Below are 24,381 nucleotides of genomic sequence, written 5' to 3'. Positions count from 1 at the left end.
AAGCAATTTGAGCGATGAACAAAATTTTTCTGCTTATCACCACCACCCCGTACCACCCAAACGCACAGCGTGCCTTAGACTTTGCCAAAAAAACCTTAGCTGACGGAAAAACTTTACAAGTGTTTTTTTATGGTGATGGGGCGTATGTCGCCAATCGTTTGCGTTGGCAGACAGCAGATGTGGCAGATGTGGCAGATGACTGGCAAAAGCTACATGATGAGTATGGTTTGGCATTGCCTGTGTGCGTGGGGACGGCATTGGCTCGGGGTGTCAGCGACAATCAAAATGCCGTACGTCATGGCTTAGATGGTGATAATTTGCGTTCGCCGTTTTATTTGGTGGGTCTGTCTAATTTTGCTTTGGCATTGGATGATGACACCACACTCATTCAGTTTTAATCATTGACAAATCAAAATACCATGAAAATTTTAATCACCATCAACACAAACAGTGAGCTTATCGCTTATGAAGCCCTATCTTTGGGCTTTGTGTTGGCAAGTTTTGACCATCAAGTGCAATTTTATCTGACCAAGGACAGCCAAGCGTTATTTTATAACAAACAGGGGCGACCTTATGGCATGATACGCTCACTAGATTTGTATGAGTTGCCCGTGGCGTGGGCGGATTTTGATGGGCAGGACGTGCGTTTTGATGTGCCGTGTCCTGATGATGTGTTTGATGCACGCTTGGAGTTTTAAATGCCACAAATACCACTAGATGATGACGGTCATCTACAAGACCACCACGCATGGACACCAGATGTCGCCCAAGAGCTTGCAGATACGCTTGGGGTGCATTTGACCGAGTTACATCACCGCATTTTAATGCAGACAAGGCTATTTTTTGAACAATATCACCACAGTCCTGCCACTCGCCCACTCATCAAACACCTAAAACAAACCCTGCCTGATGATGAGATTGATAACGCCAAACTGCAAGTTTTGTTTAACACAGGTTTGGTGGCCCGTCATGTCAATCGCCTTGCAGGCTTACCAAAACCACCAAACTGTTTGTGATGGCTTGCTTTTTGTACATCAAACACCAATCATTTTAAAAAAATACACATAAAGATACAAAAATATGGATTTAATGCTTGTATTTATCCAAAAAATTGCATAACATAAACTGACACATGACCATGTGTGTTTTCATTGACTTTTTATCCACCGATTAAGGATTTGACATGAAAAAACTGATTTTGAGTGTTTTGGCGGCAACTGTGGTATTGACAGGTTGCAACACCATCAAAGGCTTTGGCAAAGACGTTTCTCGCACCGGCGAAGCTGTTAGTGATGGTGCTCAAAAAGTCCAAGACAAACTGTAATTTGTTCAAGAACACCCCATTTGGGGTGTTTTTTTGTTTAAAATTTGTCAGTCAAGGCAGACGTGGCGATGTTGATGGCTTGAAGCAAACTTGATGAGCTTGCTTTTGCTGTACCTGCCAAATCCAGTGCCGTGCCGTGGTCCACTGAAGTTCGCACATAGGGCAGACCTAAGGTGATATTGACTGTATCGCCAAAACCATGTGATTTTAGGGGGGCAAGACCTTGGTCATGATACATGGCGATGATGGCGTCTGCTTGCGATAAATGATGGGGCGTAAACATGGTGTCAGCAGGCATGGCAAGCGACACATTAATGCCGTCATGTTGGCATTGTTTTAGGGCAGGATTGATGATGGTTTGCTCTTCTGTACCCAGATGACCATCTTCACCAGCATGGGGATTAAGTCCGCAGACCAGCAGGCGCGGCTTGGCAATACCAAATTTTTCTTGAAGCTCACGATGGGTGATTTTTACGGTGCTGATGATTTCTTGGGCGTTGATGGCGTCAGGCACATCTTTTAAGGGCAGATGGGTGGTTACTAAAGCAACTTTCATCTTGGTATTAGCAAGCATCATCACCACTTTATGACACTGTGCTTTGTGCATAAAAAACTCAGTATGCCCACTAAATTTGTCGCCATTATCCAAACAAATCCCTCCATCTATCATCACCGCTTTTGAGATGGGTGCGGTAACGATTGCCCCTACCTTGCCCGTCATCGCCCATTGATGAGCCAAATCAAGCTGACTTAGCACCATCAAGGCATTCTTCTGATTAAGCTGTCCTGCCATCACTTTGTCATGACATGGTATGTCTATAATAAATACCCCATCTTTGCCAACATCATCGTTGCTCATGATGGGCAAATCCATCGTTATCCCAAGCATCTGCATACGCTCGTTTAAACTTTGATGACAAGCGGTGATGTAGGTCGTGCTTGGTAAAATATGGCGATGGTGGCACAAAACATCTAGCACAATGTCCATACCAATGCCGGCAGGCTCGCCAGTAGTGATGATGATGGATTTCATGGGGTGGCTCTGTTAAAGATAAAGGCATATTTTACCCATTGATTAAGATTTTAAAAAGTAGAATTTGTTATTTTGTGATAAAATTTATTTTTTTATCAAAAAAACTTGCCATGACTGAACAAAATTCACCCAAAAAAACTCACAGTTTACTGGACTTACAACCCCCGCACAACATGGATATTGAGCGAGCGTTGCTGGCTTCCTTGATGAGCATAGACGAATCATTTGACAAAGTAGAAAGCATCATCACGTCCGATGACTTTTATGGGGAGCGACATGGCGTGATTTTTGATGCCATCAGCCACCTGTCTCGTGTCAATCAGCCCTATGACACGCTTATGGTGCATGACCATTTGGAAGTTCAAAACTTGCTAGAAAGAGCAGGTGGTGAGCAGTATTTCATGCAGATTAATGAAAGTCCTGCCACTTTATTTAATCTTGTGCCTTATGCTGAAAGGGTTAAAGAATTTTCGGTGTACCGTCAGCTTATCAAGGCTGCCAATCGCATGCTAAATTTGGCCTACCAACCAAAACAGCAGTCGGTCAATGAGATTTTGGACGTGGTGGAAGCTGATATTTTTCGCATCAATGAAAGCTATGCCAAAAAAGCCAGCAAACAAGGCGTGATGAAAGCCAATGACATCTTAGCCAACGTGGTTACTCAGCTTCAAGAGATTCGTGCTCGTGGTGAAGGGTTGATTGGGCTTGCCACGCCCTTTGATGAGCTAAATTATAAAACCCAAGGATTGCAAAAAGGCGACCTGATTATTGTGGCAGCTCGCCCATCTATGGGTAAGACCACTTTTGCCATGAACATTGCTGAGGCGGTATTAGGTCAAGGTTTGCCGGTGGTGATGTTTTCTATGGAAATGCCTGCTGAGGCAATTATGATGCGTATGGTCTCAGCATTTGCTCAGATTAACCAAACCAACCTGCGTTCGGCCAACATGAGTGAGATGGAATGGGGCTATTTTATGGATGCGGTGGGATTTTTTCAAAACATGCCCTTATACATAGACGCACGCAACAATTTACCGCCGTCTGAGGTGCGTTCTACCTGTCGGCGTATCGCCAAAAATCATGACACAGGCATCGGTTTGATTGTGGTGGATTATTTACAGCTGATGAAAGTCCCCGGCATGGAAAATAACCGCGTGCTTGAAATTGGTGAAATCAGTCGCAGTTTAAAAGCATTGGCCAGAGAGATGAACTGTCCTGTCATCGCCTTATCGCAACTTAATCGCGGATTAGAACAGCGAACAGACAAACGTCCACTCATGTCAGATTTGCGTGAATCAGGTGCAATTGAGCAGGACGCGGATTTGATTTTGTTCATTTATCGTGATGAAGTGTATGCCAAAGATGAAGCCACCAAACAAAAAGTTCGTGGACAAGCAGAAATCATCATCGGCAAACAACGTAACGGCCCCATCGGTAAAATTCCCTTAAAATTCATCGGTGAATACACCAAATTTGACAATGCCATTAACATTCCTGCTGATTTTCAAGAAGAATGACCATGCGACAAACTCACATCACCATCAACCAATCCGCCCTAGCTCGCAATCTTGGGGTGTTTAAACGCCAGTTATCCACCAATACCCGTATCATGGCGATGGTTAAAGCCAATGCTTATGGGCATGGCGTACCGCTTTGCGTGGCAGGCTTGTTGCAGGCGGACGCTTTTGGGGTGGCGACTTTTGATGAAGGCTTGGAAGTGCGACATACTTGCCAGCATTTAAACACCCATAAAGACGTTGTTTTGATAGAAGGCGTGTTTAGTGCTGATGAGTGGCTAGGTGCAATCAAGCATGGTTTTGGTTGCGTGGTGCATTGTAACAAACAGCTTGATTGGGCAATAAAAAATACCCCGCCAACAGACAGTTTTAGCAACACCATCTGGCTAAAATACAATACTGGCATGAATCGGCTGGGTTTTGACCAAGCAAATGCCCTAAAAAGTGCCAAAATTTTGATAAATGCAGGCTATCGGATTGTTCTAACCAGTCATTTTGCTTGTGCTGATGATAAAAATCACCCCAGCAATGCCATGCAAATCAAACATTTTCATGACACATTGAGTGCATTAAAATCCCAATATGGCAATAAAATACAAGGCTCACTATGTAACTCGGCAGGGATTATGAACTTTGCCCATGCCCACTATGACTGGGTGCGTGCAGGTATTGGGCTGTATGGTGGTACGCCCATGACAGATAAATCAGCATCAGAGCTAGGTTTGCAGACGGTGATGACGTTTAGTAGCCAAATTTTTGCCACACATCATCTTTGTGCAGGCGAGCAAGTTGGTTATGGTGGGTTGTGGGTGGCGGATAAACCAAGCCGTATCGGCGTGCTGGCTGTGGGTTATGGTGATGGCTACCCTAGGGTGGTTGTCGGTGCTAAGGTGCTGATAATAAAAAATCAGCAAACGTATTTTGTGCCTGTTGTGGGGCGTGTGGCGATGGACATGATGATGATAGACATCACAGGGCTACCCATAGACATTGGCGATACGGTGATATTGTGGGGAGATGGGTTGGCGTGTGATGAAGTGGCAGCTTGGGCAAATACGATTGGCTATGAGCTGTTTTGTAAAACCACAAAAAGACCGAACAGACGGTTTGTTTTATAAAATGGTTTTGTCATTGCAAAAATTGTGATTAAGGATAAATTTTGTTATACTAAATCTTTTCCACCATCATATTAAGGATTTTTATGAGTGTTCGCCATTTTTTGACTTTGCTTGACCTATCCAAAGATGAGCTTTATGGCATCATTCGCCGTGCGTCTGAGCTTCGCAAAATGCAACACCGTGGTGAGATTTATCGCCCTTTTGTTGGTCGCACGCTTGCCATGATTTTTGAAAAGTCAAGCACTCGCACACGTGTGTCTTTTGAAACAGGCATGGGGCAATTTGGCGGACAAGCATTGTTTTTATCGCCCAATGATACCCAGCTTGGGCGTGGCGAACCAATAGAAGACTCTGCTCGGGTCATCAGTGCCATGACGGACATCGTGATGATTCGCACCTTTGCTCATGAGCGTGTGGAAACTTTTGCCAAATATTCTAGTGTGCCTGTCATCAACGCTTTAACAGATGATTACCACCCTTGCCAACTGCTTGCTGATATGCAGACTTATTTTGAGCATAAAGGCGACATCAAAGGCAAAACTGTAACTTGGGTGGGTGATGGCAACAATATGTGCAACTCCTACATCATTGCCGCAGAGCAATTTGATTTTTATCTTAATATCGCCACCCCAAAAGGTTATGAACCAAATGATACACTTGTTGCCAAATACGCCCATCGCCTAACTTTGACTGACAATGTGGCAGATGCTGTCAAAGGCAGTCATTTGGTAGTAACAGACGTGTGGGCAAGTATGGGGCAAGAAGCTGAGCAGAAAAAACGTGAAGCAGATTTTGCTGGTTTTCAAGTCAGCCCTGCTTTGTTGGATATGGCTGATAAAGATGTGCTGTTTATGCACTGTTTGCCTGCTCACCGCGGTGAGGAGATTAGTGCTGATTTATTGGACGACCCGCGAGCGGTGGTGTGGGATGAAGCAGAAAATCGCTTGCACGCCCAAAAAGCCTTGATGGAGTTTTTGTTAAAAGATAAAATCCAGCTGTAAATAAAAACCGCCAACTTAGGCGGCTTTTTTGTTCATCAGTCGTTATTATCACGCTTGATACGGATGATTGCCCCTGTGTGAGCGTTGATTTTTACTTCATGTTTGGTGCGACCTAAGACCACGTCCACATCATAAGTTGCCACCCCACGATGGTCATCGTCATGATGGTCAAAATCCACATCAGTTATCCGACCTTTTTTACCAACACGGTTAAGGGCGATATTGCGAGCTTGCTGAGCAGAGATGACAGCTTTGCTGGCGGTTTGGTTTTTGGCCTGTGATGAACGTGGACGGTAATCATCATCATAATCATCATCTGCCATGACAGGTGTGGATAATACGGCTGCTAAGATGATGGCTAAAAATGATTTGTGTAACATAAGATGCTCCTAAATAGATTTAGGCACAGTATAACAAACAAAACTTAGCCAAAACTTAGCAACAATACAGCACTCATATAGTGTTAAATGTCCATCACGCCTGTAATATCCACAGGGGTATTAACCACATTTTTCTTGGCACCATCGCTTCTTTTGGCCTGCAAAGCGGTCAAATAGTCATCATCAATCTGACCTGCCACATACACCCCATCAAACACCGAGCAATCAAAGCCATCCACTCGGCTGTATTTGGTGTTATTTACCGCATAAATCAAATCGTCCAAATCCTGAAAAATCAAACGGTCAGCCCCAATGATTTGACACACTTCTTCGGTGCTTCTTCCTGATGAAATCAGCTCGCTTTTTGCAGGCATATCAATACCATAGACATTTGGGTATATCACAGGCGGTGCCACAGACGCAAAAAAGACATTTTTTGCCCCAGCATCTCGTGCCATCTGCACAATCTCATGACAGGTTGTGCCACGTACAATGCTGTCATCTACCAAAAGCACGTTTTTGTTTTTAAATTCCAAAGCAATGGCATTGAGCTTTTGGCGAACGCTTTTTTTGCGTTGTGATTGCCCCGGCATGATAAAGGTGCGTCCAATATAGCGATTTTTGTTAAAACCTTCACGGTATTTTACACCCAAATGCAACGCCAGTTCCAAGGCTGAATTTCGTGAAGTGTCAGGAATGGGTATCACCACATCAATGCCATGCTCTTCACCCCATTCACGCATGATTTTTTGGGCAAGCTTTTCACCCATACGCATGCGAGCCTTATGTACAGAAATGTTATCAATGATACTGTCAGGACGGGCAAAATACACATACTCAAAAATACAAGGGGTATGCTTAGGAGCAGGCACGCATTGGCGACTGTGAACATTATAAGACAAATCAATAAACATCGCTTCGCCCGCTTGTATGTCTCTGACCACTTCAAAGCCTAAGGCGGTTAAAGCCACCGATTCTGATGCCACCATATGTTCCACCCCTGTTTGGGTCAAACGGCGACCATACACCAAAGGACGTATGCCATTAGGGTCTCTAAACGCCAAAAGCCCATGCCCTGCTATCATTGCAACAACCGCATACGCCCCTTGACAGCGTTCATATACCGCCCCTAAGGCATCAAAAATGTCATCAGGCGTTAATGTGGGTTTGTCATAGCTTTGTAGCTGATGAGCAAAAATATTTAACAAAACTTCTGAATCTGAGTCAGTATTAAGATGACGGCGGTCTTTTTGATACAGCTCTCGGGTCAGCTCTTCAACATTGGTTAAGTTGCCATTATGTGCCAGTGCAATGCCATAAGGGGAATTGACATACAAAGGCTGGGCTTCGGCGGTGCTTGATGTGCCTGCGGTAGGATAGCGTACATGACCAATGCCAAAATTTCCCACCAAACGCACCATGTGTTTGTTTAAAAACACATCACGCACCATGCCATTATCTTTACGCAAATAAAAACGGTCATCGTGTAAAGTGGCAATGCCTGCCGCATCTTGCCCCCGATGTTGCAACATGGTCAAGCCATCATACAACAGCTGATTAACCGGTTCATTTGCACAAATACCAATAACGCCACACATAAGCACTCCAAAATAAATAAAATAATCACAAAGATTGATAAGGGTTTTGTATCTCTTGCCATGTTTGTGTCAGTGCATCACCTGCTATTTTTTGAGCAATAGGAGCAAATGGCAATAAAGATGGCATCAACACCGATGAGCCAACATTGGGCAAATGTGGCAGTATCGGAGCAGTTAAACTTAATAAAATCAATATTTTAAACAGACCTTTTGCCACACCTAACACTGCCCCACCCAGCCTATCTAAAAAGCCAAGTTTTAAAAATTTAAGCATTTTTAGGGCAATATATGCCAAAATGTGGGTGATAACAATAATCACCAAAACAATCATAAAAAATGACAAAGTGATTTGCCCCACCCTGTTATCAATGATGGGCTGCAATAATAACGCAAATATGGGAGCAAATTTTGATGCCATCACTAAGGCGACCAGCCAACCAATGAGCATAAAAGCGGTTTTTATCATGCCTGACATAAAGCCACGAATCACGCCCACCATCAGCACAAATAAAATCGCCCCATCAATCATGCTCATGCATCAAAATCTCGTTGTAAGTCCTTATAGCCCGCGATGGATTGCACGCATTCTTGTACCAAGGCAGGACCACGATACACCAATCCTGAATACAATTGCACCGCACATGCGCCTGCTTTGAGTTTTTTGACCGCCAAATTGCCATTATCAATCCCGCCCACGCCAATCAAATCCACCTTACCTGACAGACGCTCAGCAAATTGCGATAAAATCACCGTGCTTTGATGGCTAAGTGGTCTGCCTGACAGCCCACCTGCTTCATCACTATGCTCAAAATCTTCCACACCCACCCGTGATAAGGTGGTATTGGTGGCGATTAACCCATCAATATCAAATTCTATCAAGGATTTGGCAATTTCATCTATCTGCGATTCATCCAAATCAGGGGCGATTTTTAGAGCAATCGGCACATAAAATCCATAATCAGTCGCCAAACGCTGATGACAAGTTTTGATGCCATCTAACAGCTCAGACAATGCCGAACCACTTTGTAAGGAACGCAAGTTTTTGGTATTGGGGCTTGAAATGTTAATGGTGATATAACTGGCATAAGGATAAACTCGTTCCAAACAATACACATAATCATCAAGAGCATTTTCCACAGGGGTGATGGCATTTTTGCCGATGTTAATGCCCAAAACCCCTTGATATTTGGCTTTTTTGACATTGTTAATCAGAGTGTCCACACCTTTGTTATTAAAGCCCATGCGATTGATAATGCCCCCTGCTTGGGGTAAGCGAAACATGCGGGGTTTGTCATTGCCGTCTTGGGGCTGTGGCGTTACGGTGCCAATCTCCAAAAACCCAAAACCAAGCTCAGATAAAGCGTCAATGTACTCACCGTTTTTATCAAGCCCTGCCGCCAGCCCCACAGGATTGGCAAAATGCACACCCATGCAAGATGTTAATAGGGCTTGTTTTGGGTAGGCAAACCCTAACAGATGTGCTTTATTGGCTTTTTGTAACAGTTGCAGTGTCCACTCATGAGCTTGCTCAGGTGGCATACTAAATAAATAGGGGCGAATGAGTGCATACGACATGGCTTTATCCGTGTTTTGGTCAAACAACCAAAAAATTATATCACAAAATCAGCTTTGCCCCCAAGTTTTTAATCAGGCTGTTTTGGGCTAAATCGCTCAATTTGTACCGCCATGTCAGGAGCAACAACATCTGTTTGTAACACACGACACTCTGCCAAATCAAACATAGGTGCAGGCAAACCATCATTGTCTAATACCGCCACCATGTTTGCCACAATTGGCATATGGCAGACGATGGCAATTGTTTTATCTGATGTGTCCATGTCATTAAAATGCTTACTGATGACACCATCAATATCATCAACGCCTTGTTTTGGGTCATCATCAGGTGTGATACTATCAAGTGTAATAAAAGCAGGCGTGATGCCTTGTGCAATCAGTGTTTTTTGTAGGATACGGGCGGTTTGGTCAGCACGATTAAACGGACTGGCAATAATCAGGTCAATATGGTGATTTACAATCAAATGTTCTGCCGTTTCGGCTGCTTGGCGTTGTCCAAACTCGGTCAAATTACGCCCTGCATCATCATCGCAATAGGCGGTGGCTTGTCCGTGGCGGATAAAAATCAGTTTCATGTGATGTCCTTTAATCTGTGGTGGTTTCTTGTGTGGGTTTGTTTTGGGGGGTTTTGGCGTTTTTACTGGCTTTTAGCACTTCACCAAACTCTTTGGAGAGCCTGTCATTGCTGACATCATGGGGCATAACAAACTCAACATCACTTCTAAAACCTGTCTCCATCAAGTTGAGTGCCACGCCAAGAGCGGATTTGTTTTCATAAAGCACCGCATATAAAGCGTGTGTGATGGGCATATATACCCCAAGCTTGCTTGCTTGTTCATGGACTTGGGCGATGGTGTTTATCCCTTCGGCAGTTTGCCCCAATTTTTTGATGGCATTATCAAGACTCATTCCTTTGCCAAGCATATGACCAATTTGATAATTGCGGCTCAGTGTGGAGCTGCACGTGGCGTATAAATCACCTACGCCAGAAAGCCCCAAAAAAGTCAAAGGGTTTGCACCAACTGCCACCCCAAAACGGCTCATCTCTGCCAAAGCTCGCGTTAAAAGCAGTGCTTTGGTGTTTTCGCCCACCCCATAAGCATTTGCCATGCCCATGGCGACTGCATAGATGTTTTTTAGTGCCCCGCCAAGCTCCACGCCTTTGACATCATCGGACGCAAACACCCGAAAAAAAGCACTGTGTAGTGCCGTCTGCACTGCAAGGCGTAATGGTTCGGATGGACTGGCTATCACGGTGGCGGTTGGCATGTTGTCCATAATCTCTGCTGCCAAATTTGGACCGCTCATCACCCCAAAATTAACCTGTGGTAATTCTTCTTGAATGATGTCGCTCATTAGGGCAAACGTGCCTTTTTCTATACCCTTAGTTAAAGAGATGACCGCTTGATGTGTGATGTGGGGGGCGATATTTTTTAGGGTTTCACGCACTGCCAAACTTGGCACAACCACAAAAATCAAATCTGTATTTTTAACCGTTTTTATTAAATCATGGCTAAATTTTAAGCGAGTGTCTAACTTATGATTGGGCAGATATTTTTTGTTGATGTGTGTTTTTTTAAGGGCTTGGGCGGTTTGTTTGTCCCTGACCCATTGGGTAACATCACAGTCATTTTTTGTGGCAATATTTGCCATGGCTGTGCCAAAACTTCCCCCACCCAATACGGCAATTCGTAGCGGTGTTGGCATATTTTTTGGGTCAATTTTGACACCTAAGGCATCGGCATCTAAGGGCTTTTTATGCTTTCTAAAAATCGCCAAATTAGACAGATGAGCCAAAAGACTGCTTTTTTCGGTTTCATTAATGCCTTTTTCAAGCAATTGTTTGGCTTCATCAATGCCTTGGGTCGCCACGTCCACGATTTTTTTAACTTTGGGGTTGTTTTTGTTGAGTTTCATGAACGTACCTTAAAAAGTAGTAATAAAATCAGTCATATCAATCTCATCACGAGACGGCATTTTGACATCGCTTGTGCCAACATAAATAAAGCCACAAATGGTATTATCATCTGACACATTAAAAAAATCTTTGACAATGGGCTCATTGCACAAAACACCTGTCCGCCAAATTGTACAATAGCCCATCGTTTCAAATGCCAGCAGCATATTTTGTATCATTGCTCCTACACATAAAAGCTGTTCAAATTTTGGTACTTTTGGGTGTTCTTGATAATTGGTTGCCACTGTGATAATCATCGGGGCACGTTTTGGCATATTAAAAAGTTTGGTGCGTGCGGTATCATCCAAACTTTCCCCATTTTGTTGTGCTTTTACCACACCTGCTTTTAATAAAAGCTCACCAAATTTATCTAATGCCCCATCGGTCAAAACGGTAAAATGATAAGGCTTTAGCTGTTTGTGGTCAGGTGCAGTCATTGCAGCTTTTAAAGCGACCATTAGCTCATCATGAGTGGGCATGGGGGCGGTAAGTTTGCCAATACTACGGCGTGTGTGCATAATGTCCAAAATATTCATATTAGTCCAACCGATGCTCTTCTGACAAATATTCTTCCGATTGCATTTCTAGCAGGCGTGAGCGGGTGCGTTCTATCTCAAATGCCAATTTTTCACCTTGATACAAATCCAAAATGGATTGCTCAGCTCGGATAAGCAATTTGACTTTACGGTCATAAAACTCGTCCACCAAATAAATAAATCGGCGTGTTGGGTCCATAAAGGTGTCTGTTAAAGCAGGCACATTATCTACCAGTACCGTACTATAATCATTAGCAATCTCAATAAAATCCGCCGCCGAACGTGGCTCCATACACAGCTCTCTAAAATTCACAAGCAACATAGTCTCGGTGCGTTTTATGATATTGACCGTGCGACCACCTACCGTGATGGGGTCGGTCATCATCGCCTGTCCCCCTGCTAAAGCGTCAAATCGTTCAGACAGCCAACCATCAGTATCAGCCGATAAAGGCGAAACATAGAGCTTGGCTTGCTTTAACAGTCGCAAACGATAATCCACCCCAGCATCAATATTCATGACGGTGGTGTGTTTTTGTACTTGGGCGATGGCAGGTAAAAAACGGTCTCTGTGAATGCCATTTTTATAAAGCCCAGCTGGCTCAATGTTGGATGTGGCGACCAATGTAATGCCCTTGTCAAAAAGCATGGCAAACAAGTCTCCCAAAATCATGGCATCTGACACATTAGAGACAAAAAACTCATCAAAACAAATTACCACAGCTTCGCCATGAATGATGTCAGCGACTTTTTTTAAAGGGTCAGCTTGTCCACGAAGTGCCACCAACTCTTTTTGCACACGTTGCATAAAATGGTGAAAGTGCAGACGCATTTTTTTATCTATGGGTAAGCTGTCATAAAACATATCCATCAGCCAAGTTTTGCCCCGACCTACCCCGCCCCACATATACAAGCCCCGTGGCGTGGGCGATTTACTTTTAAACAGGCTTTTAAAAAACCCTGTCTCTTGGGTGTTTGCCTTGATAATCTCATGATATAAATTATCCAAATACGCCACCGCCTGAGCTTGTACGTCATCACGGCTAAAATTCCCTGTGGCTAAGGCACTCTCGTATCGCTGTTTTGGGCTTTGTTGCATAATAGTCCTATATTGTTAAAATGTTTTAAAAAAATGCTTATAAGTCCGATGAAGCAGGTGAGTTTATGAGTAGATTGGTCAATATTTGACCCAATTCACTCAGTCTGCCACTAAAAAAATGTCCTGCTCCTGTCATGACAGTTTTGGGCAATCCAAAATCATCAGCAAACTTTGCCATACTCTCAGGACTGACCCATTCATCAGCATCGCCATAAATAACATGGGTGTTGGCAGAGTCTAGGACTAATCCTGTTGGATTATTCCATTGTATAGATGGAGAAATAAGCACCAATTTATCCAAGGTAATGATGGGATTTTTGGTTAAATAATCCGCCACGCGGCACGCCACAAATCCCCCAAAAGAAAATCCAAAAAGCCAAAGTTTCTTTGAGTAAATTTGTCTTTGATTTGCTTGTTTGACTGCCCAATCTAGCACTGCCAAAGTATCAAAAAACTCACCATCGCCATACTCTATCACACCAGATGACCGCCCCACACCACGATAATTAAAACGCACCACACTCACACCTTGCTCTCGGCAAACACGATATGTTGTTGTGATGACCTTGTTGTTCATGTCGCCACCTGCTTTGGGATTGGGGTGGCAAATTATCGCCAAAACATCACTCTGCCAAATAGCATCAACTTCTAACACACCTTGCTCACCAAGGTGCGTGGCGGGAATAAGTGTGGTATTGGGATTTTTCATGGGTTATCAAATATATTTAAAATCCGCCCATTATATCATTTTTTGGTGATGATGCGTATCAAGACATGGCAATTTAAATGACTGTGATTAAACATAAAGACATGATGATTTAATAAAAAATTTAAGAAAAATAAATAAAAATTTCTTGACAAAATGATACAACCGTGAGATTTATTCTTTGTTAATTTGTGTTATATTGTTTTTAGTTTTATGTTTTTTTAATTTTTTTATTTGAGGTTTCTAAAAAAGATTATGTTAAATAAATTTTTAATCCCAACTTCTCTAAGTATCGTGCTACTTCTGACCGCTTGCCAGAGTACACCAAGTGTGCCTGTCATTGTCCGAGCGGATAATACTTTTGAGCTGACAGGGCTTGGCACTACCAAAGCAAAAGCCCAAGCAAACGCATTAAATGATGCCAAAAAACACTGTGGCATAAAAACACCCATTGTCATCAGTGATACCACAACTTATAACGGTGTGATTGATGAAAAAATGGGCAGAGTATTGGAGCAAGGCGTGGGGGTGATTGGCTCAGTGCTTGGCACAAAAACACCCAACCTAAGCCGTGATGATGATTATGAATATCACATCAAATTTCGTTGTCAATAATCCCCCACCCCATCATGCAACCCAAGCCCTGTATGCCTGATGGTGGGCTGATTGATTGCTTGGCATAAGGCGGTGGACGTGCTATAAAGATGGACTTGTTGTTTTGCACGAGTGATGGCGGTATAAAGTAGCTCTTTGGACAGCAGTCGCTCATTGACATCATGGCAAACCACCGCCACCACATCAAACTCCGAGCCTTGTGATTTGTGAATGGTCATGGCGTAGGCGGTATTCACCACGTCGCCCGATAACATACTTATGGGAAAAGATTTGATGGTTTCGCCATAAAAAAATACAGTCAAGTCATTCAATCGTTTGCCTGTTTGTAAGCAAATGCCAATATCACCATTAAACAATCCCAAATCATAGCGATTTTTGAGTACCATCACAGGCCTGCCATGATACCACTCAATGCGATTGGCAGTGGTCTTAGGGATATTGAGATAATCTTGGTGTTTGCTTTTAATGTATTGATTGATAGCATTGTCTCCACATTCTGACAAATGTGAAGCACATAAGATGCGGTATTCGCCCAGCTTGTCATTAAGCTGTTTTAGGTAGATTTGTTTTTGCTCATCAGCTGCTTTATAAAATACATACTGCAAATGTTTGGTCAGCTCAAAATAACCCCCATCACACTCATAAGGAGCGATGATGTTGTTGTATAAGCGTTTTAGGTCGTGTACGCCCAGTCTTTTAATGTTATTAAAGGATAATTGTGCGTGCTGATTGATTAGTCTAAGCACATCATCACTAGATTTTGGTGTATTTGCATTGACCAATTTAGCAAGCTTACCTACCCCTGAACCTTCCTTAAAACGACGGCTTTGTAGTAATTGTACATGGTTTTGTTTCATTATTGGCAATGCACACAAATCAGACAATACTGACCCTGCTTCTACGGCAAATAATTGATGAATATCACCAAGCAAGACAAGCCTAGCCCCCAATTTTATGGCACCGATTAGCTGTTGAGCCAGCTCCACGCCTATCATAGATGCTTCATCAACAATTACCAAATCAAATGGTAAAGGATTGTCTGGGGCGTATCGTGGCAAACCACTTTTACCAATACCCAATAACCGATGAATGGTCATTGGCTCGGTCAGTTGTATTTTACTCCCTGCCAATGCCAGTGCCAAAGATTCTTTCATACGCTGAGCTGCTTTACCCGTGGGGGCAACCAATGCCAGCTCTATGTGATTTTGCTGTGTGAGATTTTGGTGAAGTGCCAGCACCGCTTGGGCGATGGTAAACGTCTTACCCGTACCTGGTCCGCCTGTGATGATGCTGATACTGTTATTAAAAATTGCACGAACCGCCTGCTGCTGCTCTGGATTTAAATTTGGATTTAGCTGTGTTGGTGCTATTTTATTTGTTGGTGTTTGATGTAGGTGATACAACCCTGTCAATAACTGTTTTTCGGCATGATAAATGCGATTTAACCATAAATACAGCTCATTTTTTTTGTCATCATATGTCCAAATTAAGGGTCGGTCTGACTGATGGGATTGTCCAAAAAAACAATGATTTGCTAATACATCTGCCAATGCTGATAGTCTGGCATTCATTTGGTATTTTGTATAATAATAAAATCTTAAAACCCACAATAATCTTTGTGATATTTTTTCAATAAAACGTTGATTTTCTATGTCATTTCTTTGTTGTTTTAAAACGGCTGTTATTTGGTGTTGCTGATGATGTATTTGTAGAGATTTTAACGCATCATCGCTGATGATTTTTAAACGTACAGTATCATCAAAAAATTCATCAATTTGATTAAAAATTTGCCTGATATTAAATACAAAACCCAATTCGCCATTAATGTGATTGATTAAAATATTGGTGATGGTTTTTTGCCAATCTGATGATAAAATAACGATTGTGTGTCCTTGGTCAAGATATTCTTGAACAATAAAAAATAAAATATCAAAAATATTTTCATCAAATGCTGTTATCTTAATGCCATTATGGATTTTGTGTTGATATAAATTCGCATGATACATTACCCGATGTTTTAAATAATCATTGATGGATAAATTCATAAAATTCCTTAATATTTATTTTAATCTTGAAAATAGCGACCCAATAACGCATCAAACGCCAATACCATTGGTATCGGAATTGACCAACTGATATGACCTAAATGGGGGTATTGTTTATCTATGCCTCGCAAAAATATAAATTCCACACCACCCAAATACAAATGTTCATTGCCTTGATAGTCATCAATACGAATGGATAATAAACGATGTAAAGCCACCTGATACACCAATCCTTGCAACCAATAACCTGCTTTATTCATGGCAATATTTAAAGCCTCTTGGTGATAATCAGACAGTTTTGACCCTAAAAAGTTTGATTTATAATCCACGATATAAAATTTGCCTTGATGTTCATAGACCAAATCTATCTCGCCATTGAGATATTTATAATGCTGATTGTGCTGATTGTCTAATTTATCAAGTAGCTTATCTGTGTATTGACAAAATAGCTCGTTGATTTTCTCAGGATTAAAAGATGGATTCACTCCCAGAGAAAAACTCATTTCTTTGACACAATGATGATTTGCTATTTCTTTTAAACTGGCCGATGATGATGACATGGGCGTACTTATAATATCATCAATCCATCTTTGTAATGCTGTGTGATTATCTTCATAAATCTTAGCCATCTCATCATTTTTATCTGTGCTGACATAATGATAAAAACCTAGCTTTTTTGCAGTTTTGTTGATAGTTTCGCTGATATTGTCAGGATTGGTTAATTGCAGTATTTGATGTAAAAATATGCCAGACTCTTTACCTTTAATAAAGGTTTGACGAATGTCGCCATCAGGATAATTGATATCACCATATTGACCATCAGGCACATCAATATATATGTCATCATCTTCACCAGTTTGTTTTAATGAGTTTTTTTCTAATTTATCTATCATATCTGTGGCACTGGTAGAATGCTCGCCATAAAACTCGCATTTTTTAAAGACATCTTGCCATTTTTGATATGCCACAGGCTTAAATGATATGTCCTTATTTTGATAATATCTGTCATTAAGCATGACATCATTCATCGCTATCCAACCAACATGACCCAATAACCTATCAGGAAGCGACAATTGTTTTGACGCACAATCAAACCACAAATAAAGCGGTCTAGATTGCATATTTTCTGCCCTACTGGGTTCTTTAGCAATCACAAATACTTGCTCAGAAGCTCTGGTTAATGCTACATAACCTAATCTTTTAAATTCTTCTATTTCTTCTTGTTGTTTTTGTTTTTTATAAAAATCTTTATCATCACCCAAATGAGCTTGGGGGGATATTTTTCTTAGTTTATTTTCATCACTATATGGATAAAAATGCGTGCTGTGTCTATGGCTAATTCCATCATCTAAACCAAAAATATAAACGATTGGAAACTCCAACCCTTTTGATTTATGAATGGTCATCAATGTAACACCTGTTTCGCTTGGCAGTGGTAGCTGATGATATATTTCGCTTTTATCTTTGCCCTGCATCATACTCAAAAACCATGACATAAATTGACTCACATTATGATGAGTGCTGTGCTGCTTAACTCCAATAAGTTCAATGACCTGAGATAAATCCGCCATATATCGCTCGCCTTGCGTGGCAATTTGCTCCCATAAAGTGTCTTTTTGGGTGTTTTTATTAAAATATTTTAGGGGATTTTTTGATAAGCAATGGTTAATCGCCACCATTACGCCTTGATAATATAATAATCGTCTGGCTTTATCAAAATAACTCATGATGCGATAATACATATTGGTATCATTTAATACATGAATGCTTTGCTCCAAAGACAGTCCAAATAATACCGATGTTAAAACTTTGGTGATTTTTTCGGTATTGGTCATGTCTATCACAGCAGACAATAAATAATATAAATCCCAAGCAGATGGTGTACTAAATACGTGAATGTCTTTTGGAGATATTGCTTGAATACCAAGTTCATTTAAAGCGTGTTTGGTATTATCCAAATCCAAAGTACGCCTTGCTAATACAGCAATATCACTTGGCATAATTGCCCGCTCTTTGCCATCTTTATCTATGATGGTATGTTCGTTTTGCAACAAACTATTAATATGACAAGCAATGGTTTGATATTCATCTTTTGTTTTATCATCTTGGGAAAAATATAACACATTAATGGCATGATGAGTAAGATAATCAGGCAGTTTTTTTTGTGATGATTGTTGCCAAGACAGTCGCTGCTCGGTATTATGGGCGATGATATGCTGATAATCAATGCCATCGCCAAAATGATGATGACCCACATCAGCATACTCAAACCAGTGATTTAATCCATCAATCAATACTTGATGAGAACGGCGATTTTCATTTAATATTAAGCTGTGATTTAATACATTTGAATCGCCATAATTTTTAATGCCAATATAATTAATCACATCACCGCCACGAAACAAATAAATTGCCTGTTTTGGGTCGCCAACCAATAATACAAATCCCTTTGGTTTTTTTTCTTTTTTAATTTCTTTATTTAAAGGTTCAAGATAGATTTTTTCTACCATTTGTCTTTGCAGACCATTAATATCTTGGGATTCATCAATCAATATCACAGGATATAAATAGCGGATATGTTGTGCCAGTGATGGATTATTAAAAATTGCGTCATTAAGTCTGACCATCTGAAAGGTAAATGTACTTTGTTGTTTGTTTTCTAGGGTGGTCTTTAATTTTTCTTTGACACTGATGGTGATTTTTCTATATAGGTGGTTTTGGTAATTTTGCTTTATTTGTGATAATTCTTGATAAATATGATGAATTTTTTTAACAATCATCATGAGGTTATTATTAAAATTTTCTTTGTTTTTTTCATGACCTTTTTTAAATAATTTATCAACATCTATCTTGGCTAAATCATTTAAAAATTTAATCTGCTCTTTATTTAACTGACCCAAAAAACTGCTTTTATAAGAAAAGATATGATTTAAAATGTCTTTTAATAATCCAAATTGCTTGGCGATGGCATTATTACCACTAAAACCTAATGCCTTAGCATTATCTAAATCATAATATGGTTCTAATCCTGAAAAATCCGTGCTCATCATATCATCTATGCGATGGTCTATGTCGTATAACAAACTGTCATCTATTTGTTTTGTTTCATTAATATCTGCATTATAAAACTGCAAAGAAACACCAACCGCTTGAAAAATATTTTCGGTTTGGCTAAATAATTGTGCTCCTAGCATTTGATATAGTCTTGGCTGACAAGTTGCCATAAAACTATGCTCACGCCGCAGTTCATCATGAATTAAAAACTGAATAATTTCATCATCATTCATGGTGATTTTTGTATCAGGTTGATAACTCATCTCCGATGAAAATTCTTTTAGCCATTTTTGAGCAAGGCTATCTAAGGTGCCAACAAACAATTTATCCAATGTAGATAATAACAATGAAGTACGCAATACTGCAAAATCCAACGCCCTAGGTTCACCATCTGTTAATAAATATTGGATTAAATAAATATTAATTGGGTCATCATATCCAACGATATGAGCGTTTTTTGCGTGCTGTTTGATTTGATTGATGACATCATCAGTATTTTGCTCATCAAAACCAAGTGAAAACCACGTGGGATGTTGCTGTTTTTTTGATTGTAACCAATAAATATAATGATAAAATTCATTTAATCTGTCTTGCAGTCTTTCTTGCATTTCAGCAGCAGCAGCACGAGTAAATGTCGTAGCAATTATCTTTTCAGGCGGGTATTTTTTTTCTATTAATAGTCTTAATAAAATGCCTGTTAAAGTCCATGTTTTTCCTGTGCCTGCGGACGCTTCTATTAAATAGCCACCTTGTAATTCACAATCAATAGCAGGTATTCTTGCTTTTTTGCTCATGTTTTTCTCTTATGATAAGTTTTTTAAATGATGATTGATTGGTTTAAATAATATGTCTGTCATTGCCAGAGTATTTAATAGTTGTTCGCTTGGGTCTTGATTTTTTAAAATAAACTGCCATGTTTCGTGGTGAGAATTTTCATCATCAACCATGCCATGATTTGGATAATTTAGCCATTTATTGATTGATGGCGATTTATTATTATCTTTTTTGGCATGATTCATACTTTCTCGGCAAGTCATGACAATGGGTTTTTGTTTGATGATTTTTGCCAACACAATAAAACCCAACAAATATCTTTTTGCTTCATCGGCAGATATATTTGCCAACATAAACGTGCTTTGTTTATCAAAACCACCATCATCACTTGCCCTATCAAACTGCCAAATGCTCACTTTTTCACCACCTTCAATCTGCCACAACAAATGATACAGCCAAAATCTCACCAGTTGTACCACTCGGGCAGTTCTTGGAACAAAATCCACCCATAAAGACTCATCTGGTTTTGGCAGATTGGCATTGATGATGATTTGTTTATCTGCCACCCCAAAAGAGACTTGGGTGGGCTGAGTTTTTGTAAAGTAGGACGAATATTTGTCCTGTGTAACACAGTTTGTTAAGCGATGATGTAGCTGGTCATCATCAATTTTGGTCATGGTGGCGACAAATTGTGTCATTTTTTGTCCAAAGTCGTTCAAATGTTCTGACAAAACCGTCCATCTTGGCACGCCTGCGGGTAAAATATCGCCATACTGCATGGCATGAAGTTTTTGACTTAAATGACCATCAAATAAACTGACATCATCAAATATTCCTGCTTTAATGTCATTTAAAATGATGTTTTTGATGCGATAGTTATCCAGTCCGTCCAACACCAGTGGCTCATCAAGCGTCAAATCATCATCAAGATGTGCAAAGGCAATTTTACGACTTAAAAACGCACGAGCAGGTCTGGTAATGGCAAATACCAGCTCATCAATACCACTTTCATAAAAAACATCGCCATCTGTTACCACATCAAACATCTGCTCAAAATCAGCCAATGTTTTGTCGGTGATTTGATAAGACATCACCGCCTGTAATATGTCTTGTATATGGTGCAATTCATCTGTGCTTAATAAAGATACGGTTTGTGTGTCATCATGATGACCATCTAACACATGACGCACTTGTTGCCAAATCATCGGTGGGGGCAACTGCTGTTTTTGGATTTGTTTAAAACTGTCTATGCGTTGTCTTAGTGCGTCCAGAACATCTTTTGGGTCATCATCGTCAGCTTCATGATAAAACACTTGTCTGTCAAAGGCATGAGCTTCATGATGCGTGATGAGATGACGCTCTATCAGTGCAGGCATTGCTTGACCAATATCACGCACCATCAAAGACATCTCATCGTCTGAACCACTTAGGTCATCATCTTGCCACAATGCATCCGTTTTAAAAAACTGCAACAGCTCACTGACTACAGAAGCAGGTAGTAGCTGTGTTTTACCATCAGCACTCATGCCATGATAAAAAATCAGCACCCTATCTTTGGTACACAACAAAGCATCCAAAAAAGCGCCATTGTCATCATCTTCGTTGTAGCGGTCGCCACGCTGATTTATGCCCGCTCTCATCAAATCAAGTCGCCCTTTCTTATCTTGGCGGGGAAAAGATGACACATTCATGTCTAGCATGACCGTCAGCCCAAAAGGAATGCTTCTTAATGAGCCAAAACGAGCAAAAGTGATGACCTCGGCAGGTTCAGCACTTAGGGCTTGGGCTTTGACATCATTGACTAAGCTGTTTAAGACAAATTTTAAACTTAGCATGACAGGCTGGCTTTTTTGGTTTGGGTGATGAACTTTATTGGCTCTCAGGCTGGCTTTCATGGCATTTTTGGCATTAAAAATCGCTCGCATGGCAATGCTTTGATGAAACACCCCAAAAAACCGATGAATGACATCACGCTCTATCTGCTCCAACAGTTTTTCTACATCATCTGTCTGCTGATAAGCATGGCGATTATCATGCAACCCTGCATGAATGGCTGTCAGGGCATTGATGATTTTTTCATCTGACAAACTGACCCCCACCAAAGGCAACACCGCTTCTGCAAATACCCCATCACGCCATACAAATGGATATAAACTGGCATTTGGCAAGCCATCAGTTGGTGCAAGCAAGCCCATCACAATGCGGTCAAGGGCATAGCTAAATGTATAACGATAATCATCATCATTTTTATCTAAGGTTTGTGCCAAATGCCGCTCATCAAAGCCCCGTTTAAACCCTGCTTGTGCTAATAACTCACAGCCACGCTTTATCTCATCAAATCCCAAGCCAAAACTTTGATACAAAGCAGGCGTTTGTAGCCATTCATAAACATCATCTGCATAAAAGCGAGACGATGGCTCACCCACCAACTCATAAAACCCCATGATGGCATAAAGCAGCTCATCAATATTTTTATCGGTCGTTCCTGTGATTTTGATGGGCAAGGTCAAACCATCAATCCCCACGCCATTTGGAAATACTGATAAAATCAGCTCTTGGGTGCTGTCCACATCTGGCAGAAGCACAACCACATCCGCCAAAGTACGCTTTGGATTGTCATTAAGATATTGGGCTATCATCAGCCGAGCAATCTCTAACTGACGCTTTAAACTGTGGCAGACATGAATGGACAAACTGTTATCGGGCTGTATGGGCATACCCACCTTGGGGCGGGTTTTTGTGGCAAGCATTTCATCATTTTGTAAAAGCTGCAACATTTGCCATCCAAGCTCATTTTGACTGTCCACATCACCATCGCCAAGCATTAAAATGTCTTGTTTTAGGGCATTTAATAAAGTAGGGTTTTTGTCATAATGGCGAACAAATTGCTCTTGCCAATTAATCACCCAATCCCCATCATCAGCCCCACCTGTCATGTCTGCAAGCATGGCAAAGGTTTCTCTGGACTCTTTACCAAGTCTGGATAACAACCCATGTCCATAATCTTTTAAATAAACGCTGTTGGGCTTGATGATACGTTGGGTCAATAGCCAATTTTTATCCACAATATCTGCCCAAAACATCATAGACGGATTAAAATGGCATAATATCACATCCAAATACTGCGATAACTGTTTTAAAAAATCCAACTCTACCTGTGGGATTTGTTGCACCGTGAACAAATATAAACGCTTTGGCAGGGCTTGTTTTGCTTGACTTGCCAACTCATCACCACGCTCGCCTGACAGCACTTGCCAAAACCGCTCTTCTAAGGCTGTCCGATACAAATAAGTCTGGGCAAATAGCGAATGCCACAAAAACCTAAGCAATCGCTCCAACGCCAAATAATGCTCCTGCAACCACTCTGGCAGCTCATACATCATATCATCAGTATGCTCGCTGGGTCTTATCGCACCAAACTCACGCTCCAAGCGAGCTTTATCGCTCATCATTTTTTTGACATCGTCAGCCAAAGACTCACCCTTTGACCATGACAACAGCCACTGGGGACGATGGGTCAAATAACGCACATATACCGAAGATAATTCATCACACGCCTGCCATAAACGATGTTCTGCCACGCCTGTTTTTTCATCATATAAAGGCTTAATGAGCAAATGTAAAGGGTGCTCAGTGTCATCTATGATGTGTGTCAGTTGTTGCAGTTGTGCTGACACAAAACTAAAAATTCGCCATCGCATGATGGATGCGGACAACACCGCCACTTCTGGAACAACCAAACTGTCATATGGGTGAGTTTGTGCGTCTTTTTCTAGCACCGTTTGGGTCATTTGCCATTGATATTTACCCCAAAACTGTGCGGTAAACAACGTGCTTACCCCAAGTTTTAGTGCCACCTGTTTGGTCAGCCAGTCGCCCAAAACCATTGATGGCACAATGACCGTAAAGGGGTCAAATATCGCCCTACTTAGCTCGCCATCTATTGATAAATCTTTATAAAAATCAATAAGATGATTAACAAGCGTGTCGGTATCGTTGGACTGTATGATATAAAACATAAGATGGCTTTTTGATAAATGTTTACTTATTTT

21 protein-coding genes are annotated in these 24,381 nt (G+C 41.1%); 8 read left to right on the top strand and 13 right to left on the bottom strand.

Features of this window, described 5'->3' with window-relative positions; genetic code table 11:
* The first annotated feature begins 14 nt into the window (after window positions 1-14).
* The 4 genes from tusD (at window position 15) to CEW93_RS09700 (ending at window position 1,324) form a co-directional block, all read left to right on the top strand.
* On the top strand, window positions 15-398 hold the full coding sequence (gene tusD, locus CEW93_RS09715; RefSeq protein ID WP_089538725.1) for a sulfurtransferase complex subunit TusD: 384 nt from the start codon (window positions 15-17) through the stop codon (window positions 396-398).
* 21 nt (window positions 399-419) lie between these two features.
* Entirely contained in the window at window positions 420-698 is a 279-nt protein-coding gene (locus CEW93_RS09710; protein ID WP_089538726.1) for a hypothetical protein, read from the top strand.
* Window positions 699-1,016, top strand: a complete 318-nt coding sequence (locus CEW93_RS09705) for a TusE/DsrC/DsvC family sulfur relay protein (RefSeq protein WP_089538727.1) — start codon at window positions 699-701, stop codon at window positions 1,014-1,016.
* Between the two features lie 167 nt (window positions 1,017-1,183).
* Entirely contained in the window at window positions 1,184-1,324 is a 141-nt protein-coding gene (locus CEW93_RS09700) for an entericidin A/B family lipoprotein (RefSeq protein WP_089538728.1), read from the top strand.
* Between the two features lie 37 nt (window positions 1,325-1,361).
* Here CEW93_RS09700 and pdxA read toward each other — a convergent pair whose 3' ends face one another.
* Window positions 1,362-2,357 carry a 4-hydroxythreonine-4-phosphate dehydrogenase PdxA gene (gene pdxA / locus CEW93_RS09695; RefSeq protein WP_089538729.1) on the bottom strand — a complete coding sequence of 332 codons (996 nt, stop codon included), beginning with the start codon at window positions 2,355-2,357 and terminating at the stop codon, window positions 1,362-1,364.
* A 110-nt stretch (window positions 2,358-2,467) separates the two neighbouring features.
* Here pdxA and dnaB point away from each other — a divergent pair, with 110 nt between their 5' ends.
* From dnaB to argF, 3 genes are all read left to right on the top strand, one after another.
* Window positions 2,468-3,874 (top strand): replicative DNA helicase, encoded by a 1,407-nt coding sequence (gene dnaB, locus CEW93_RS09690; protein ID WP_089538750.1) that lies wholly within the window; start codon window positions 2,468-2,470, stop codon window positions 3,872-3,874.
* 2 nt (window positions 3,875-3,876) lie between these two features.
* Window positions 3,877-4,992 (top strand): alanine racemase, encoded by a 1,116-nt coding sequence (gene alr, locus CEW93_RS09685; protein WP_089538751.1) that lies wholly within the window; start codon window positions 3,877-3,879, stop codon window positions 4,990-4,992.
* An 83-nt stretch (window positions 4,993-5,075) separates the two neighbouring features.
* Entirely contained in the window at window positions 5,076-5,993 is a 918-nt protein-coding gene (gene argF, locus CEW93_RS09680; RefSeq protein ID WP_089538730.1) for an ornithine carbamoyltransferase, read from the top strand.
* Window positions 5,994-6,028: 35 nt separating this feature from the next.
* Here the strand turns inward: argF and CEW93_RS09675 are convergent, their stop codons facing one another.
* The 9 genes from CEW93_RS09675 to CEW93_RS09635 form a co-directional block, all read right to left on the bottom strand.
* Window positions 6,029-6,373: a PepSY domain-containing protein gene (locus CEW93_RS09675; protein ID WP_089538731.1), complete on the bottom strand. Its 345-nt coding sequence runs from the start codon at window positions 6,371-6,373 to the stop codon at window positions 6,029-6,031.
* An 83-nt stretch (window positions 6,374-6,456) separates the two neighbouring features.
* Entirely contained in the window at window positions 6,457-7,971 is a 1,515-nt protein-coding gene (purF, locus tag CEW93_RS09670) for an amidophosphoribosyltransferase (RefSeq protein WP_089538732.1), read from the bottom strand.
* A 25-nt stretch (window positions 7,972-7,996) separates the two neighbouring features.
* The gene (locus CEW93_RS09665; RefSeq protein WP_089538733.1) at window positions 7,997-8,506 is read right to left on the bottom strand and encodes a CvpA family protein; all 510 of its coding nucleotides are present in this window, start codon (window positions 8,504-8,506) and stop codon (window positions 7,997-7,999) included.
* The gene (locus CEW93_RS09660) at window positions 8,503-9,546 is read right to left on the bottom strand and encodes a quinone-dependent dihydroorotate dehydrogenase (RefSeq protein WP_089538752.1); all 1,044 of its coding nucleotides are present in this window, start codon (window positions 9,544-9,546) and stop codon (window positions 8,503-8,505) included. The genes CEW93_RS09665 and CEW93_RS09660 overlap by 4 nt, the downstream gene beginning before the upstream one ends.
* Before the next feature lie 68 nt (window positions 9,547-9,614).
* The gene (locus tag CEW93_RS09655) at window positions 9,615-10,121 is read right to left on the bottom strand and encodes a histidine phosphatase family protein (RefSeq protein WP_089538734.1); all 507 of its coding nucleotides are present in this window, start codon (window positions 10,119-10,121) and stop codon (window positions 9,615-9,617) included.
* 10 nt (window positions 10,122-10,131) lie between these two features.
* Window positions 10,132-11,463 (bottom strand): NAD(P)H-dependent glycerol-3-phosphate dehydrogenase, encoded by a 1,332-nt coding sequence (locus CEW93_RS09650; protein ID WP_089538735.1) that lies wholly within the window; start codon window positions 11,461-11,463, stop codon window positions 10,132-10,134.
* A 9-nt stretch (window positions 11,464-11,472) separates the two neighbouring features.
* Window positions 11,473-12,039, bottom strand: a complete 567-nt coding sequence (locus CEW93_RS09645; protein ID WP_089538736.1) for a nitroreductase family protein — start codon at window positions 12,037-12,039, stop codon at window positions 11,473-11,475.
* 1 nt (window position 12,040) lies between these two features.
* Window positions 12,041-13,135, bottom strand: coding sequence for a cell division protein ZapE (zapE, locus tag CEW93_RS09640; protein WP_370511951.1), 1,095 nt, complete (start codon window positions 13,133-13,135; stop codon window positions 12,041-12,043).
* Between the two features lie 37 nt (window positions 13,136-13,172).
* The gene (locus CEW93_RS09635; RefSeq protein ID WP_089538738.1) at window positions 13,173-13,844 is read right to left on the bottom strand and encodes an alpha/beta hydrolase; all 672 of its coding nucleotides are present in this window, start codon (window positions 13,842-13,844) and stop codon (window positions 13,173-13,175) included.
* Between the two features lie 252 nt (window positions 13,845-14,096).
* On the opposite strand from CEW93_RS09635, the gene CEW93_RS09630 reads away from it, so the two are divergent.
* Complete coding sequence (locus CEW93_RS09630) at window positions 14,097-14,456, top strand: hypothetical protein (protein WP_089538739.1); 360 nt, start codon at window positions 14,097-14,099, stop codon at window positions 14,454-14,456.
* Here CEW93_RS09630 and recD read toward each other — a convergent pair.
* From recD to CEW93_RS09615, 3 genes are read right to left on the bottom strand one after another with little or no spacing between them, the layout of a single operon-like run.
* Entirely contained in the window at window positions 14,450-16,501 is a 2,052-nt protein-coding gene (recD, locus tag CEW93_RS09625; RefSeq protein WP_089538740.1) for an exodeoxyribonuclease V subunit alpha, read from the bottom strand. The two genes, CEW93_RS09630 and recD, sit on opposite strands and share 7 nt — an antisense overlap.
* Window positions 16,502-16,521: 20 nt before the next feature.
* Window positions 16,522-20,349, bottom strand: a complete 3,828-nt coding sequence (locus tag CEW93_RS09620; RefSeq protein ID WP_089538741.1) for a UvrD-helicase domain-containing protein — start codon at window positions 20,347-20,349, stop codon at window positions 16,522-16,524.
* Between the two features lie 9 nt (window positions 20,350-20,358).
* Window positions 20,359-24,348 carry an exodeoxyribonuclease V subunit gamma gene (locus CEW93_RS09615; protein WP_089538742.1) on the bottom strand — a complete coding sequence of 1,330 codons (3,990 nt, stop codon included), beginning with the start codon at window positions 24,346-24,348 and terminating at the stop codon, window positions 20,359-20,361.
* Between the last annotated feature and the right edge of the window lie 33 nt (window positions 24,349-24,381).

Source organism: Moraxella sp. VT-16-12, from assembly GCF_002224245.2.
Taxonomy (GTDB): Bacteria; Pseudomonadota; Gammaproteobacteria; order Pseudomonadales; family Moraxellaceae; genus Moraxella.
The sequence above is the reverse complement of the archived record's forward strand: the minus strand, read 5'-3'. Positions and strand labels throughout refer to the sequence as shown.

Excerpts from the sequence above, each read along its gene's own strand:
- argF (WP_089538730.1), top strand. The coding sequence starts at position 5,076 with ATGAGTGTTCGCCATTTTTTGACTTTGCTTGACCTATCCAAAGATGAG.
- CEW93_RS09665 (WP_089538733.1), bottom strand. The coding sequence starts at position 8,506 with ATGAGCATGATTGATGGGGCGATTTTATTTGTGCTGATGGTGGGCGTG.
- purF (WP_089538732.1), bottom strand. The coding sequence starts at position 7,971 with ATGTGTGGCGTTATTGGTATTTGTGCAAATGAACCGGTTAATCAGCTG.
- CEW93_RS09615 (WP_089538742.1), bottom strand. The coding sequence starts at position 24,348 with ATGTTTTATATCATACAGTCCAACGATACCGACACGCTTGTTAATCAT.
- alr (WP_089538751.1), top strand. The coding sequence starts at position 3,877 with ATGCGACAAACTCACATCACCATCAACCAATCCGCCCTAGCTCGCAAT.
- dnaB (WP_089538750.1), top strand. The coding sequence starts at position 2,468 with ATGACTGAACAAAATTCACCCAAAAAAACTCACAGTTTACTGGACTTA.
- CEW93_RS09620 (WP_089538741.1), bottom strand. The coding sequence starts at position 20,349 with ATGAGCAAAAAAGCAAGAATACCTGCTATTGATTGTGAATTACAAGGT.
- CEW93_RS09660 (WP_089538752.1), bottom strand. The coding sequence starts at position 9,546 with ATGTCGTATGCACTCATTCGCCCCTATTTATTTAGTATGCCACCTGAG.
- pdxA (WP_089538729.1), bottom strand. The coding sequence starts at position 2,357 with ATGAAATCCATCATCATCACTACTGGCGAGCCTGCCGGCATTGGTATG.
- recD (WP_089538740.1), bottom strand. The coding sequence starts at position 16,501 with ATGAATTTATCCATCAATGATTATTTAAAACATCGGGTAATGTATCAT.
- CEW93_RS09645 (WP_089538736.1), bottom strand. The coding sequence starts at position 12,039 with ATGAATATTTTGGACATTATGCACACACGCCGTAGTATTGGCAAACTT.
- CEW93_RS09630 (WP_089538739.1), top strand. The coding sequence starts at position 14,097 with ATGTTAAATAAATTTTTAATCCCAACTTCTCTAAGTATCGTGCTACTT.
- CEW93_RS09655 (WP_089538734.1), bottom strand. The coding sequence starts at position 10,121 with ATGAAACTGATTTTTATCCGCCACGGACAAGCCACCGCCTATTGCGAT.
- CEW93_RS09635 (WP_089538738.1), bottom strand. The coding sequence starts at position 13,844 with ATGAAAAATCCCAATACCACACTTATTCCCGCCACGCACCTTGGTGAG.
- zapE (WP_370511951.1), bottom strand. The coding sequence starts at position 13,135 with ATGCAACAAAGCCCAAAACAGCGATACGAGAGTGCCTTAGCCACAGGG.
- CEW93_RS09675 (WP_089538731.1), bottom strand. The coding sequence starts at position 6,373 with ATGTTACACAAATCATTTTTAGCCATCATCTTAGCAGCCGTATTATCC.
- CEW93_RS09700 (WP_089538728.1), top strand. The coding sequence starts at position 1,184 with ATGAAAAAACTGATTTTGAGTGTTTTGGCGGCAACTGTGGTATTGACA.
- tusD (WP_089538725.1), top strand. The coding sequence starts at position 15 with ATGAACAAAATTTTTCTGCTTATCACCACCACCCCGTACCACCCAAAC.
- CEW93_RS09650 (WP_089538735.1), bottom strand. The coding sequence starts at position 11,463 with ATGAAACTCAACAAAAACAACCCCAAAGTTAAAAAAATCGTGGACGTG.
- CEW93_RS09705 (WP_089538727.1), top strand. The coding sequence starts at position 699 with ATGCCACAAATACCACTAGATGATGACGGTCATCTACAAGACCACCAC.
- CEW93_RS09710 (WP_089538726.1), top strand. The coding sequence starts at position 420 with ATGAAAATTTTAATCACCATCAACACAAACAGTGAGCTTATCGCTTAT.